Here is a 12,769-nt window from a genome sequence, read left to right as displayed (position 1 = left end):
CTCGCCACCATCTTGGCATGCCGCTCGTGAACCCTCACCTCGACTCGCTCGCCGTCCACGCAGGTCGGGAGGACCTGACGATGCTCGGTGTCCACGCCCTGCCGCTCGACCTGTCCTCGACCAACCCGCTGCCCGACATCGAGCGCGGCGGCGAGTCCTACGAGGCGATGGCGACCGGCGGTCACCCGAACCCCGAGGGTGGGTTCGTCTACCAGCGGCTCTGGAACCCCACCGTCGCGCGGTTCGAGTCGGCGCTGGCGCGGCTGGAGCGGGCCGAGACGTCGGTCGCTTACGCCTCGGGCATGGCGGCCATGACCGCGGCGATCATCGCCAGCACGTCCTTCAGCGGGAAGCGGCACGTCGTCGCCGTCCGCCCGCTCTACGGTGGCACCGACCACCTGCTCGCCTCCGGCCTGCTGGGCGTGGAGGTGACGTTCTGCGCCGAGCACGAGGTCGCCGCGGCGGTCCGGTCCGACACGGCGCTGGTGGTGCTGGAGACGCCGGCCAACCCGACCCTCGACCTCGTCGACATCGCGGGTGTCGTCGCAGCGGCCGGTGACGTACCGGTGCTCGTGGACAACACCTTCGCGACCCCGGTCCTGCAGAACCCGCTCACGCTGGGAGCGGCGATGTCGCTGCACAGTGCCACCAAGTACATCGGCGGCCACGGCGACGTCGTCGGCGGCGTGATCGCCTGCGACGAGGAGACCGCTGCACGGTTGCGTCAGGTCCGAGCCGTCACCGGCGGCCTCCTGCATCCGCTGGGTGCCTACCTCCTGCACCGCGGCCTCGCCACCCTGCCCACCCGCGTCCGCGCCCAGCAGGCCGGCGCGATCGAGATCGCGGCGTGGCTTCGGTCGCACCGAGCAGTCGAGCACGTCTACTTCCCAGGGGAGGACGATGACCGCGGCCTGGTGGGCAAGCAGATGCGCGGCCCCGGTGCCATGGTCACGATCGCGCTGCGCGGCGGGTACGAAGCCGCTGCCCGCCTCACCTCCTCGGTCGAGCTCTTCACCCACGCCGTCTCTCTCGGCGGAGTCGACTCCCTCATCCAGCACCCCGCCGGCCTCACCCACCGCCCCGTCGCCGCCCACGCCAAACCGTCCGCGAACCTCGTACGCCTCTCGATCGGCCTCGAGAGCCCGGAGGATCTGATGAGCGACCTCGACGCGGCGTTCTCGAGCGGTTCTCCGGGTGCCGAAAAATCGGTACCTCACCTCGCGGTTCCACATCGCGCATTCACCAGCGTGGAGCGTTGACGCCACCTGATCCACAGCCTTGGGAGACGCGATGACGCAGGACACCAACGTCGGCGGGGAGGCGGAGGCGCCGACCGAGCTCCAGAAGCCGGAACCGGTCGAGGAGAGCCCCGACGTACAGAGCCCACCTCCGGTCGGCAAGTGGCCGTGGCAGATCTCCGCGGCCATCGCGGCCGTCGCCCTGATCGCTGTGCTGCTGGTCCTCGCACTCGGCTGGGCCTACATCGTCCAGAACAACGAGGCGCAGGAGCGCGCAGACTGGGAGCAGCTGCTCGGCATCATCGACCGGGTCCAGAACATCGCTCTGTTCGTGCTCGGCGCCCTCCTCGGCGTGTCGGTCACCGGCGCCGCGGCGAAGGGCCGCTGCCACCGCTGCCGACAAGAACAAGATGGAGGCCGAGAAGCAGCACGGCGCGGCCATGCAGAACATGCAGGCGGCGGAGAACAACATGAAGGTCGCCGAGGTCGCCGTACGCGACACCCGTGCCGCCGCCTCGGAGCTTGCCTCGCAGATCAAGAAGGTGAAGGCAGCCTCCGGCAAGAGCCTTCTCGAGCAGCTCGGCGACGACATCCACGTTGTCGACCTTCCCAAGACGGACTCGATCGACGCACTGAAGGAGCTCGGTCTGAACGGAGGAGATCGATACGTGGTGCTTCCGAGATCGCGCGTCGAGACAGCACGTCGTGCGCCCGACACCGGCGACGCGGAAAGGCTGGTCGCTGAGCTCCAGGACCGTTGGGCGTGAGCCGGAGCTGCTGACCGTGAGCGGAGGGTCTACGAGACCGTCGAGGCGGGATTCGTGCTCAGCACCCGCTGTGCCACGGCCGTGGTCGCCTCGACCCCGAGGAAGCCCACGACCCGGGTGACCCGATCGATGTCGAGCGGGAGGAGGCCGGGGGTGCCGGGGATGTCCGGGGTGAGACGGAGGTCGAGGTCGTCGTGGCAGGCCATCATCCGCAGGTTGAAGTCGTAGCGCTCCCGCGCGCCGGGCGCGGACAGGGCGCGGACGACGCGGCCGCCGATGCGGCGTACGCCGGTGTCGGCCGCCCACGCGTCGAGAACCTCGGTCACCTTCTGTCCGCCGTTGTCGAAGATGTCGGCCCAGACGCCGTCCATCGGGCCGAACTGGTCCAGGAGTGCGGCGGCGGTCTTCTCGCCGATGCCGCTCACCCCTGGCAGGTTGTCGCTGGCGTCACCGCGGAGGGCCGCGTACTCGAGGTAGCGAGAGGCAGGCACGCCGTACATCGAATACAGCCGGGCGGGGTTGAGCAGGGGAGAGCCGTTGATCCCGCCGTTGATCAGCCGCAGGACCTGAGTGTGGTCGCTGATCAGCGCGAACGCGTCGCGGTCGGAGGTGATCACGACGCAGTTCCACCCGTTGCGGACAGCCCACGCCGCAGCGGAGGCGTTCACGTCGTCGGCCTCGAGGCCCGGGGGAGTGAGGGTCGCGAGCCCGAGGGCGTCGAGCATCGCACCGGCCCGACCGAGCTGCTCGACCAGCATCGGGTCCTTCTCGGCGCGCCCGGCCTTGTAGTCGGGGTAGGCGTCGCGGCGTACGGACGCGGTGCGGTCGTCGAGGCCGAAGAGCACCGCGTCCGGAGCGAAGGCGTCGATCGAGTCGAGAATCTGGCGCAGCATGCCGTGCAGCGCCCAGGCGGGCCGCCCGGCACGGTCGACCATCCGGGTGTGCGCGCGAGCGTGATGGTTGCGGTGGAGCAGCGACGGTGCGTCGACGACGAGCAGGAGGCGGCGAGGCGAGCTGTTCATCGAGTCGGGCGGCTCCGTCCCAGCCGCCAGCCGCCCTCCGGCAGCTCGAGCGCAGTCTCCGGGCCCCAGGATCCCTGCGGGTAGCTGTGCACGGCGGGCCGATGCTCGAGGACCGGCTGGCAGATCTCCCACAGCCGCTCCACCTCCCGCGCACTGGTGAACAGGGTGCGATCGCCGTTCATGACGTCGAGGAGCAGCCGCTCGTAGGCCTCCAGCGGACCGGCGTCCGGGGCGTCGCACGCGAGGTCGAGGCGGAAGACGCCCTCGGTCAGCGCCATGCCGGGACCGGGCCGCTTGGCCCGGACCTCGATCTCGATGCGGGCGTCGTCGCTGAGCTCGATCACCAGCTCGTTGGGCTCCGCCGAGCCGGGATCCACCGGTTGCAGCCAGCGGTGTCGCGGGTCGATGAACCGGATCGTGATGGTCCGTCGTCCGGCGGCGAGCGCCTTGCCGGTGCGCAGGTAGAACGGCACCCCGCGCCAGCGGTCGTTGTCGATCCAGGCCTCGATGGCGACGTACGTCTCCACGTCGGAGTCGGCGGCGACGTCGGGCTCATCGCGATAGCCGTCGTACTGCCCGAAGACCACGCGCTCGGGGTCCAGCGGCCGCACGGCCGCGAAGGCGGCGGCCTTCGCCGCGCGGATCGCGCCCTCACGGAAGGCGTGCGGATCCTCCATCGCCACGAACCCGAGCAGCTGGCACAGGTGGGTGGTGACCATGTCGCGCAGGCAGCCGGTGCCCTCGTAGAAGCTGCCGCGCCCGGTGACGGTGAGCTTCTCCGGAACGTCGATCTGCACCGACTCGATGCTGTGCCGGTTCCAGGCGGGCTCGAAGAGACCGTTGGCGAAACGCAGCGCCAGCAGGTTCTGCACGGCCTCCTTGCCGATGAAGTGGTCGATCCGGAAGATCTGCGGCTCGTCGAATGCCTCGCCGAGCACGGCGTCGAGCTCGCGTGCCGAGGCGAGGTCGGTGCCGAACGGCTTCTCCGCGACCAGCCGGCTGCGCACGTTCAGCCGTTCGCGCGCGAGCATCCCGACCATCGGCTCGACCGCCTGCGGCGGCACGGAGAGATAGAGGAGACGCTGTACGTCGCCCACCGTCTGCCCGCTCTCCAGCGCGAGCCGGTCCTCGGCGTCGTGCACCGCCTCGGCCAGCGCGGCACCGTCCTCGGCCGAGGAGGCGACGAAGCGGATCCGCTCCAGCAGCGGCCCGGCGACTGCCTCGTCGATGTCGCCGACGAACTCCTTCAGCGCCTGGCGAACCAGGGCGCGGAACTCCTCGTCCGTGCCCGGCGAGCGCCGCCCGCTGCCGATGACCGCGAGCTGGTCGGGGAGCCGTCTGGCGAGCGCAAGCCGGTACAGCCCGGGAAACAGCTTGCGCGCGGCCAGATCACCGGTCGCGCCGAAGAGAACGAGTACGTGCGGGGCTGGTTTCGAGGACACGTGCTCAGTCTCCCACTCGAGACCACGGAGACCGGACCGGCGGCGCGGCGTCATTTTACTTTGTGAGATGTTTAAACCTCGGAGTCGTGGGTAGAACCCCCTCGACGATGACGAACGGTGCCCCGCTGGGGTGCCGCCCAACGAGATCACAGGAAGGCAATGATCGATGAGTGACTTCGGGGCAACCTACGACGAGATGACCGGCACCGCCGACAAGCTCGACCAGGGCAAGGACACGATCGAGTCGGCTCTGGATGAGTGCCAGGGCTACGTGGATGAGCTGGTTCAGGACGGGTTCAAGACGGAGAAGGCGTCGGGCAAGTTCCAGGACGGCTACACCGAGATGACCACCGGCCTCAAGGACGCTATTGCCGGCGTCGAGGACATGGCGCAGGCTCTGCGTGACATGGCCACGGCCATCCAGGACCTCGACAGCCAGCTCGCCGGCGGCTGAGAGTTGATCCCAAGCTGGTGGGGACACGAACCGTCCCCACCAGCTTCCCCTGACCATTGCGAGGTCGCTCGCGGCCTCGGCGCGATCGTGTAGACCAGCAAGGACCTGGAGGCAAACTTCGTGGCAGACGTGTTGATTCCGTTCGCGCGGATGGAGGAGCTGAGCAACGCACTCGGTCTGATCATCACCGAGTTCAAAGAAGCGAGCTCGCGCACGGGCGAGCTGGAGAACGCCATTCGCACCCCGCTTCCAGGCTGGACTGCGCTGAGGGACCGAGCAAGCGACTTCGAGTCGAAGTGGGACGACAAGCGTGAAACGTTGCGCGAGAAGCTCGAAGACATGAAGAAGCGGGTCGACGAGAACCGGCAGGCTTGGGCCGACTTGGATGCCGAACTCGCGCAGATGCAGGAGGGCTCCTGATGACCGAGAACGATCCCAAGTACCGCCGGCCGTCGATGCCGGACACGCACGGTGGACGGGAACTGCTCAAGATCGACGGCGACGCAGGCGACATCGGCACTCGTGCCGACGCGATCATCGACCTCGGCAAGAAGATGTCCACCGCGGCCGACACGCTTCAGTTGTTCGCCGACGGTGACCTCGGTATCGGCGACTCCCTGGAGAAGATCCGCGAACAGGCCAAAGAGGTCTACGCAGACCTGCGCACCGCGGGCCAGCGCTACGCGCCCAGCGGTGAGGCGCTGAAGGCGTACGCACAAGCACTCCAGACCGTTCAGGACGAAACCGACAGTCTCGTCACCAATGCCGAGACGGCTTGGGAATCGGTCAACACCACCTCCTTCGCGTTACTCGAGGTCCAGCAGGCGCAGGAGCAGCACGACCAGGAGGCCGAGAACAAACCCGCAGGCGAGAGCGACGGCGAGTCCGAAGCGCAGCGGCCCGACGCTTCGGGTGAGCAAGCGGCCTTCGACTCGGCCGTCTCGGACTGGGAAACATACTGGGGCAGCTACGACGCCCCTGTGTCGACATGGGAGGACGCGTACGAGAACACCCGCGACGACCTCGAAGAGGTCAACGAGAACGGCGTCGAGGACGGGTTCTGGGACGACGCGATGCCCTTCGTCGAGGGGGCACTGAAGGTGCTCCAGGTGATCGGCTTCGTGGCGCTCATCATCGCAATCTGCCTCACCGGCCCCATCGCCGCCATCGCCGCGGTGATCGGGATCGTCGCGGGTGTGTTGACCCTCGCTTTGGAAGCGTCGAAGTTCTTGGGCGATCGCGGTTCGTGGCGAGGTATGGCGCTCGCGGCACTTGGCGTGGTTCCCTTTGGGAAGTTTGCCAGTCTCGGCAAACTCGCTGACGGGCTTTCATCTCTCAAGTTCTCCCGGCTCGCCGGTTCGGCAAGGACGTGGGGACGCGCTCTGGACAACTCCGCCATGAGTAAGTTCGGAGTCGATTCGGCGGACTGGATGGTGCGTCACGGGTTGAACACGCGCAACATGCTGCGCACCTTTACACTGGCGACGGATGTCAGGCCCAACACGTACAGCCAGGTCTTGCACGGCTTGTGCGGCTTCAAGCCAGGCCAGGTGCCGACATCGACCGCGGATGCGATCGCAGGAACGTTCCAGGGTGTGGGGACCTCGATATCCAACATCGTCGGCATGGGCGATCTAGTGACGGGCGGCTGATGGGTATCGCAGACGGATTACGAGCTGAGCTCTTCGGAGCCACAGCGAAGACACCAGCGTTCGGGATGCTTTTGCCTGAAGGATGGGTAGCCAGACCGGCTGATATGGAATCGCTGGGTGCACAGGTTCAGTCAGCGATAGCGCGGGTGCCGGGTGCCGACGGGGCTCGCCTACGCGCGAGCGTGGACTCCGTGATCGCCCAGGCAGGGAACCCGGAGTCACACGAGCGACTGATCGCCTGGATCACCCAGCAGGACGTTTCAGTAGATGACTTCGCTCCGATGAGTCTGGCGTTGGCCTGGTTGGAGGCACCCCCAGGAAGGTCCATGACGTCCCTGGCCAAGCAACTCGTGAGCGGCCGCGGCGCGGGCCCGCTTGACGACAGTGGCGCCATCCTTCGGTGGGTTGACCGTGTAGATCTTCCTGTCGACGGCGGTGTGGTGCACACCGTCCAGCCCACGTATCTGATCCGTGTGCCTCACGCCCCAGAGACCGCGCTCATCATCCGTGCCACGATCCTGAACGGCGCGGAGGGCAACCACATCGATGACGAGGGAATCTCGGCCATGACCCTTCTCAGCGACAGCATCGTCGGTACGTTCCGATGGAAGCGCGATGGCTGAGTTCACGATCCAACCCGACCCTGCGCTCTGGCACGAAGTGCCCGGTTCGTCCGAGGAAGCGCAGTTCGTCAAAGAGCGCTCAGAGGGGCTCGACGAGATCAGCGAGCGGGTTGCTACAACGATGGCCAAGCTTGCGATCGCTGCCCGCTCAACGTCTGGGGACCTTACTTTGCTGCTGCAAGAGCCACGGTCTTCGTTGTACGCAGTGGCGACGTTCTCGCTCTACACCGACAGGGAACCCGCTGAAACCGTGCCTGAAGCGCTGAACCTCGTCACTGGGGGTCAGGTCGGATCGTGGGAGCCGACTGTCGTCCCCGTCGAGCTCGGCCGAGTGCGCGGATATCGGGTTTCTGAGCTCTATCCGGCTGAGGTCGGAAGGAGCGTGGGAACGGATGCGACCGCCTTGCATCTCACGCAGACAACCTACGTCGTCTCGATCGCCGGAAAGCTGGGGACGGTCGCGCTCTCTCCAGCGTCGTCTCCCGCCGCTGGTATGGTCTTGGCCCTTGTCGAGCCGGTGATATCGACCTGGGAGGTCACAGCTTGAACGACAGCAGCGACGAGGCCGTACGATCCAAGATCGATGATGCGGTGTCAGCCACACCCCAGATCGATCTGACCTCGTCTCGATTGGACGAGATCGTCCTGAGCGCGACGGGTCACGACGGCATCCTCGAAGATCTCTTCACTTCGGCGAAGCAGACCAGACAGTCCGCGGAACACGGGACCCACGCACACGAGGACGGACCGTTCCTGGGTTGTGTGGGTCTGCTGGCGCTGGTGATCGCCGCGGCTGCTGCCGGGGGGATCTTCGGCAGGTTCGGGCAGTCTCCGGGGCTGACCTGGATGCCTCCCGCTCTCTCACCCGTGGTGGCCGTCTTGGTCGTGTTGCTTGCGGCAGCGTCCTTTCGTCGGCCAGCGGGGCAGAACTCGACAAGGTTGAGCACGTTCGCGCTCATACTCGTCGTCGTCGCTGGCGGCGTCACCCTGTTCCTGCCCGGCGTGAAGCCCTGGGAGCGGGCGTCGCTCGTGATCTCGGTGGTGGTCACGGCTGCTGCTGTGGTCTGGATGCACCTCGGGCGCTCGCGTGATGCCGAGGCTGCGCGCATCCGCGATCTCGCCGGTCTCCGGGCACGTCGCGAGGCGCGGGCGTCGCTCGCGGAGGAACGCGCTCAAGCCACGCAGGAGCTCGAGGCGCGGTTGCGTCGCGAGCAGGTCGACCTCGCCCATCTGGAGAGCCTGTGGGCACATGCCGCGGAGCGCGCACGACTCCGCGGCGCAACAGACCTCGACCGTACGCCTGGCCCGATCGGTGCCTCGAAGCTGGCCGCGATCCTCGACCTACCTCGCGACCACCGCGACGACGCGGACGAGCTGACCGAAGCGGCCTGGGACGCCAAGCAGGATCGTCGCTGAGCCCCGGTCGCGGGCGATTGTGGGCCGACCCTTGCACGGTCTCGATGGAGCGCTCATGGTGGTGCCAGCGCCGGATTCACCTCGGCCTGCCGGATGACACCCAACACGAGAAGAGGCACGCCATGTCTGCGCACACCTACCGCGTCACCGAGATCGTCGGCTCCTCCGAGGTCGGCGTCGACGACGCCATCCGCTCCGGCCTCGCCCGCGCCTCCCAGACTCTGCGCCACCTGGACTGGTTCGAGGTCACCCAGATCCGCGGTCACCTCGAGGAGGGCGAGATCCAGCACTTCCAGGTCGGGCTCAAGGTCGGCTTCCGCATGGAAGACGACTGACGGCGCGTGTCCTCCCGCAGGAGGAAGGCCTAGCTCGTGCGGGCCTTGCCAGGCCGTCGCTCGGGGTGACGAAGCAGATCGTCGACGTACGCCGCAAGCGGCACCGGACCGCTGGCCATGAGACCCAGGGGAACCTCGATCGCGGTGCCAGGTCCGCAGATGAGCAGCTGAACCTTCGGCTCAGGGGTGATCTCGACCCTGTCCAGTGCATCCCACGGGGCTGATGAGGCGCGGCGGTAGCTGCAGTAGGTGACTGGGTCGTGCGTAAGCACCACACGATTCAGTGTGTACTTGCCCAGCAGCACCACCGCTGACAAAGCGCTGTCGCATCTGCGTACTCGATCTGTGGTATCTCCAGGCAGGATCGGGCGAAGCGCGATGACCGGAGGCGGCAACAACATGAGCATCGCGTCAACGGTCGAGGGTGCCGTACCTCAAACCAATGATCGCCAAAACTGGACCGCCGGGGTGATTGCGAATCGGACGATGGTTGAGTGATGGATGCATCGCAGCAGACGGCGGATGAGGTGGCGGAGCGGCTCTTCGGGTCGTTGCTCGGAACGGTGGAGATCGTCTCGGTGTTCATCGGGGATCGGCTCGGTTGGTATCGGTCGCTGGCGGATGAGGGGCCGGCGAGTGCGGTCGAGCTTGCGGAGCGTACGGGGACGCAGATTCGGTACGCACGGGAGTGGCTCGAGCAGCAGGCGGTGAGCGGTCTGTTGGTGGTCGCGGAGGACGGCGGTCCTGACGAGAGGCGGTTCGCGATCCCGGCCAGCACGGCGGAGGTGATGACGGACTCGACGAGCCTGGCCTATCTGGCGCCCATCGCCAGGATGTTCGCGGCGGTCGGGCCGGCGCTGCCTCAGTTGCTCGAGGCGTACCGGAACGGTGGTGGGGTGAGCTGGGACGAGCTGGGGGATGACGCTCGGCAGTCGCAGGCGGACGCCAATCGGCCGTGGTACGAGAAGCAGCTCGGGCCGGCGCTCGCCGGAGTGCCCGAGGTCCATGAGGCGCTCTCGGCGAGAGGGTGTCGGATTCTCGACGTCGGCTGCGGTGGGGGATGGTCGAGCATCGCCTTGGCCCGCGCCTACCCGGAGGCCACCGTGCTCGGCATCGACATCGACCAGCCCTCGGTCGACATGGCCGTGGCGAACGCCCGCGAGGCGGGGGTCGAGGATCGGGTGCGGTTCCTGTGCCAGGACGCCGCCACCTTGGACGAGGGAACGGTCGATGTGGCGTTCGCGTTCGAGTGCGTGCACGACATGCCGCGGCCGGTCGACGTCCTCGGCGCGGTCCGGCAGACGCTGGCGCCTGGGGGATCGATGGTGGTGATGGACGAGGCCGTGGCGGACAGCTTCGCTCCGGACGGCGACGAGCTGGAGCGGATCATGTACGGGTTCAGTCTGCTGGTGTGCTTGCCCGACGGGCTCTCGTCGCCTCCGAGCGTCGGGACCGGGACGGTCATGCGGCCGTCGACTTTGAAGAGCTATGGCGAAGCGGCGGGCTTCAGCAGGTTCGAGGTGCTCCCGATCGAAGACTTCGGATTCTGGCGCTTCTACCGGCTGTCTTGACCGCATCGCCGCAGCGGCGTGATCGAGATCGCCCGACCCGCGCACGCTCCGACCCCTGCGCGGATATACCGAAAATGTGTGGGGAACGATTCCCGCGCGCGGTGGCATATTTGAGGACGGGCGTCTCTCGGGAGATCGGCGCTCGATCGGCACCGAGAGGAGCCCGAAATGGGTCGCAAGGGTCGTCTTTTGTCAGCGCTCGTCGCAGCAGGCCTACTGCTCGGCGGACAACTGTGGGCAGCGGGGTCAGTGAGCTCGCACCCTGGTCAGCATGGCCCGACCGAGGGGCATCTGATCGGAAGCGGGGCGTTCGGCACCATCGACCTCTTGTCGGTCGAGCGTCTCACCACCACGCCCGAGCTCGTCGCCGACGTGGCCGTCAGCCCGGACGGGCAGTGGGCGTACCTCGCGAACTGGGGCGAGCCTGACTGCGCCGGACCAGAGGTCGGCGGCCAGACCTCGCCGGACGCAGGCGCCTGGGTCGTCGACATCAGCGATCTCGAGGATCCGAAGAAGGTCGGCTTCATCCCCTCCAGCCAGGACACCCGACCGGGCGAGGGGATGCAGGTGGTCACGATCACCACGCCCAAGTTCAGCGGCGAGGTCCTGGTGATGAACAACGAGCAGTGCGGCAAGAACGGCCGAGGCGGGATCTCCCTGTACGACGTCACCAACCCGAGAAAGCCGGTCAAGCTCTCCGAGCACTTCGGCGACCGCGCCAACATCTCGCGCGGGGACACGAACGACATCCACAGCGCGTTCGCCTGGGACACCGGAGACAAGGCCTACGCGGTCATGGTCGACAACTTCGAGACGACCGACGTCGACATCCTCGACATCACCAACCCCAAGCGCCCGCGACTCGTCCGCGAGCTCGACCTCGACTCCATGTTCCCCGGGATCACCCAGGTCCAGCTCGGGCTCGTGCAGATCAACTTGCACGACGTCGTCGTCAAGAAGATCGACGGCCGCTGGGTGATGCTGCTGTCGTACTGGGACGGCGGGTACGTCCAGCTCGACGTCGACGATCCGGCCAACCCGACCCTGATCGGTGACACGGACTTCACCAACCCCGATCCCGAGCTGCTGGAGTCGACGGGGACCGCCCTGCTGCCGGAAGGCAACGGGCACCAGGCGGAGTTCACGGCGGACAACCAGTACTTCATCGGCACCGACGAGGACTTCGCCCCCTACGGCGCCACCGACTTCCAGATCTCCAGCGGCGCGTTCGCCGGCGGCTACCCGTCCGTGCCGGTGCCCGGATCCGCCCCGATCGTGGTCCTCCCCGACGAGCGTCTGAACGGACCCGTCGTCTACGGCGGCTACGGCTGCCCGGACTCGGCACCGATCCCGTCGCCGAGCTCGATCCCCGGCTACGAGGCCTCGCTCGCAGCGGGTGAGGAGAGCATCGTGGTGCTGCAGCGTGGGCCGACCGGCGACCCGAGTGCGCCGGAGGCGGCGTGCTTCCCGGGCGAGAAGGCGCACCAGGCGGTGCAAGCCGGCTGGGACGCGGTGGTCTTCGTCCAGCGGCACGGCGGCACCGAGAACCCGCCGTTCTGCGGCTCGGGTGCCTTCGTCGACTCGGTGGTCGGTGTCTGCACCAACCACGAGGCGTACCACAAGATGTTCAACACCGGACCGTTCGCGCCGCCGTGGACCTATCCCGACGGACCGGCGATCGGGACCGTCGGCGAGCGCATCGATGCGACAGCTGCCTTCGACGGCTGGGGCTACGTCCACCTGTTCAGCAACACGGCGACCAACGGCAAGTTCGCCGAGCTCGACACCTATGCGATCGACGAGGCTCACGAGGAGGTCTACGCGACGGGGCACGGCGACCTGTCGGTGCACGAGGTGGCCACCCACCCGGACGATCCGGCGCGGTCGTACCTGTCGTACTACTCCGGCGGGCTCCGAGCACTCGAGATCCAGGGCACCGAGCTGGTGGAGGTCGGCGGCTACCTCGACGAGGGCGGCAACAACTTCTGGGGCGTCGAGGTGTTCGTCCGCGACGGCCGGACGATCATCCTCGGTAGCGACCGCGACAGTGGTCTGTGGATCTTCGAGGACACCGGCCAGGGTTGAGCCGCAACGGCAGCGACCGCGCGGGCCCCTGAAAGCAGCACGGTGGGCTCGACGCGGTCGTCGCCGCGGCCATTGAGATCGGTCGACCCAGCAGGCGCGGGCGCCGGCGGTCGCAGGCGACCCACCGAGACAGTCTTGCTCGGCGGCAGGAGAACGCTCGCGGA

14 protein-coding genes are annotated in these 12,769 nt (G+C 67.5%); 11 read left to right on the top strand and 3 right to left on the bottom strand.

Translation table 11 applies throughout. The features are described from left to right. The first annotated feature begins 17 nt into the window (after positions 1–17). Together ACFVDI_RS19675 and ACFVDI_RS19670 are read left to right on the top strand one after the other, a co-directional pair. Complete coding sequence (locus ACFVDI_RS19675; protein WP_378908593.1) at positions 18–1,259, top strand: trans-sulfuration enzyme family protein; 1,242 nt, start codon at positions 18–20, stop codon at positions 1,257–1,259. Between the two features lie 389 nt (positions 1,260–1,648). Next, on the top strand, positions 1,649–2,005 hold the full coding sequence (locus tag ACFVDI_RS19670) for a hypothetical protein (protein ID WP_378908591.1): 357 nt from the start codon (positions 1,649–1,651) through the stop codon (positions 2,003–2,005). A gap of 29 nt (positions 2,006–2,034) precedes the next feature. Here ACFVDI_RS19670 and ACFVDI_RS19665 read toward each other — a convergent pair whose 3' ends face one another. Next, positions 2,035–3,027, bottom strand: a complete 993-nt coding sequence (locus ACFVDI_RS19665) for a 5'-3' exonuclease H3TH domain-containing protein (protein WP_378908588.1) — start codon at positions 3,025–3,027, stop codon at positions 2,035–2,037. After that, entirely contained in the window at positions 3,024–4,469 is a 1,446-nt protein-coding gene (gene zwf / locus ACFVDI_RS19660; RefSeq protein ID WP_378908585.1) for a glucose-6-phosphate dehydrogenase, read from the bottom strand. Before zwf ends, ACFVDI_RS19665 begins: the two co-directional genes overlap by 4 nt. Before the next feature lie 166 nt (positions 4,470–4,635). On the opposite strand from zwf, the gene ACFVDI_RS19655 reads away from it, so the two are divergent. From ACFVDI_RS19655 to ACFVDI_RS19625, 7 genes are all read left to right on the top strand, one after another. After that, a complete protein-coding gene (locus ACFVDI_RS19655) occupies positions 4,636–4,923 on the top strand; it encodes a WXG100 family type VII secretion target (protein ID WP_008356172.1) in 288 nt (95 codons plus the stop codon). 120 nt (positions 4,924–5,043) lie between these two features. After that, entirely contained in the window at positions 5,044–5,343 is a 300-nt protein-coding gene (locus tag ACFVDI_RS19650) for a hypothetical protein (RefSeq protein ID WP_378908581.1), read from the top strand. Next, positions 5,343–6,575, top strand: coding sequence for a hypothetical protein (locus tag ACFVDI_RS19645; RefSeq protein ID WP_378908578.1), 1,233 nt, complete (start codon positions 5,343–5,345; stop codon positions 6,573–6,575). Before ACFVDI_RS19650 ends, ACFVDI_RS19645 begins: the two co-directional genes overlap by 1 nt. Positions 6,576–6,766: 191 nt before the next feature. Further along, positions 6,767–7,198, top strand: a complete 432-nt coding sequence (locus tag ACFVDI_RS19640) for a hypothetical protein (RefSeq protein WP_378908576.1) — start codon at positions 6,767–6,769, stop codon at positions 7,196–7,198. Further along, positions 7,191–7,745 (top strand): hypothetical protein, encoded by a 555-nt coding sequence (locus ACFVDI_RS19635; protein ID WP_378908572.1) that lies wholly within the window; start codon positions 7,191–7,193, stop codon positions 7,743–7,745. Before ACFVDI_RS19640 ends, ACFVDI_RS19635 begins: the two co-directional genes overlap by 8 nt. 44 nt (positions 7,746–7,789) lie before the next feature. After that, a complete protein-coding gene (locus tag ACFVDI_RS19630; protein WP_378908570.1) occupies positions 7,790–8,614 on the top strand; it encodes a hypothetical protein in 825 nt (274 codons plus the stop codon). A gap of 122 nt (positions 8,615–8,736) precedes the next feature. Further along, entirely contained in the window at positions 8,737–8,949 is a 213-nt protein-coding gene (locus ACFVDI_RS19625) for a dodecin (protein ID WP_378908565.1), read from the top strand. 29 nt (positions 8,950–8,978) lie between these two features. Here ACFVDI_RS19625 and ACFVDI_RS19620 read toward each other — a convergent pair whose 3' ends face one another. Further along, a complete protein-coding gene (locus tag ACFVDI_RS19620) occupies positions 8,979–9,221 on the bottom strand; it encodes a hypothetical protein (RefSeq protein ID WP_378908561.1) in 243 nt (80 codons plus the stop codon). Between the two features lie 225 nt (positions 9,222–9,446). On the opposite strand from ACFVDI_RS19620, the gene ACFVDI_RS19615 reads away from it, so the two are divergent. Beyond that, entirely contained in the window at positions 9,447–10,520 is a 1,074-nt protein-coding gene (locus tag ACFVDI_RS19615; protein WP_378908558.1) for a class I SAM-dependent methyltransferase, read from the top strand. A 327-nt stretch (positions 10,521–10,847) separates the two neighbouring features. Then, on the top strand, positions 10,848–12,605 hold the full coding sequence (locus tag ACFVDI_RS19610) for an LVIVD repeat-containing protein (protein ID WP_378908554.1): 1,758 nt from the start codon (positions 10,848–10,850) through the stop codon (positions 12,603–12,605). Positions 12,606–12,769 lie beyond the last annotated feature (164 nt).

The sequence above is a fragment of the Nocardioides sp. NPDC057767 genome (genome assembly GCF_042798275.1).
GTDB lineage: Bacteria > Actinomycetota > Actinomycetes > Propionibacteriales > Nocardioidaceae > Nocardioides.
Note: the sequence above shows the minus strand (reverse complement) of the source record. Positions and strands in the feature narration are given on the sequence as shown.

Excerpts from the sequence above, each read along its gene's own strand:
- ACFVDI_RS19675 (WP_378908593.1), top strand. The coding sequence starts at position 18 with ATGCCGCTCGTGAACCCTCACCTCGACTCGCTCGCCGTCCACGCAGGT.
- ACFVDI_RS19670 (WP_378908591.1), top strand. The coding sequence starts at position 1,649 with ATGGAGGCCGAGAAGCAGCACGGCGCGGCCATGCAGAACATGCAGGCG.
- ACFVDI_RS19665 (WP_378908588.1), bottom strand. The coding sequence starts at position 3,027 with ATGAACAGCTCGCCTCGCCGCCTCCTGCTCGTCGTCGACGCACCGTCG.
- ACFVDI_RS19655 (WP_008356172.1), top strand. The coding sequence starts at position 4,636 with ATGAGTGACTTCGGGGCAACCTACGACGAGATGACCGGCACCGCCGAC.
- ACFVDI_RS19645 (WP_378908578.1), top strand. The coding sequence starts at position 5,343 with ATGACCGAGAACGATCCCAAGTACCGCCGGCCGTCGATGCCGGACACG.
- ACFVDI_RS19635 (WP_378908572.1), top strand. The coding sequence starts at position 7,191 with ATGGCTGAGTTCACGATCCAACCCGACCCTGCGCTCTGGCACGAAGTG.
- ACFVDI_RS19625 (WP_378908565.1), top strand. The coding sequence starts at position 8,737 with ATGTCTGCGCACACCTACCGCGTCACCGAGATCGTCGGCTCCTCCGAG.
- ACFVDI_RS19615 (WP_378908558.1), top strand. The coding sequence starts at position 9,447 with ATGGATGCATCGCAGCAGACGGCGGATGAGGTGGCGGAGCGGCTCTTC.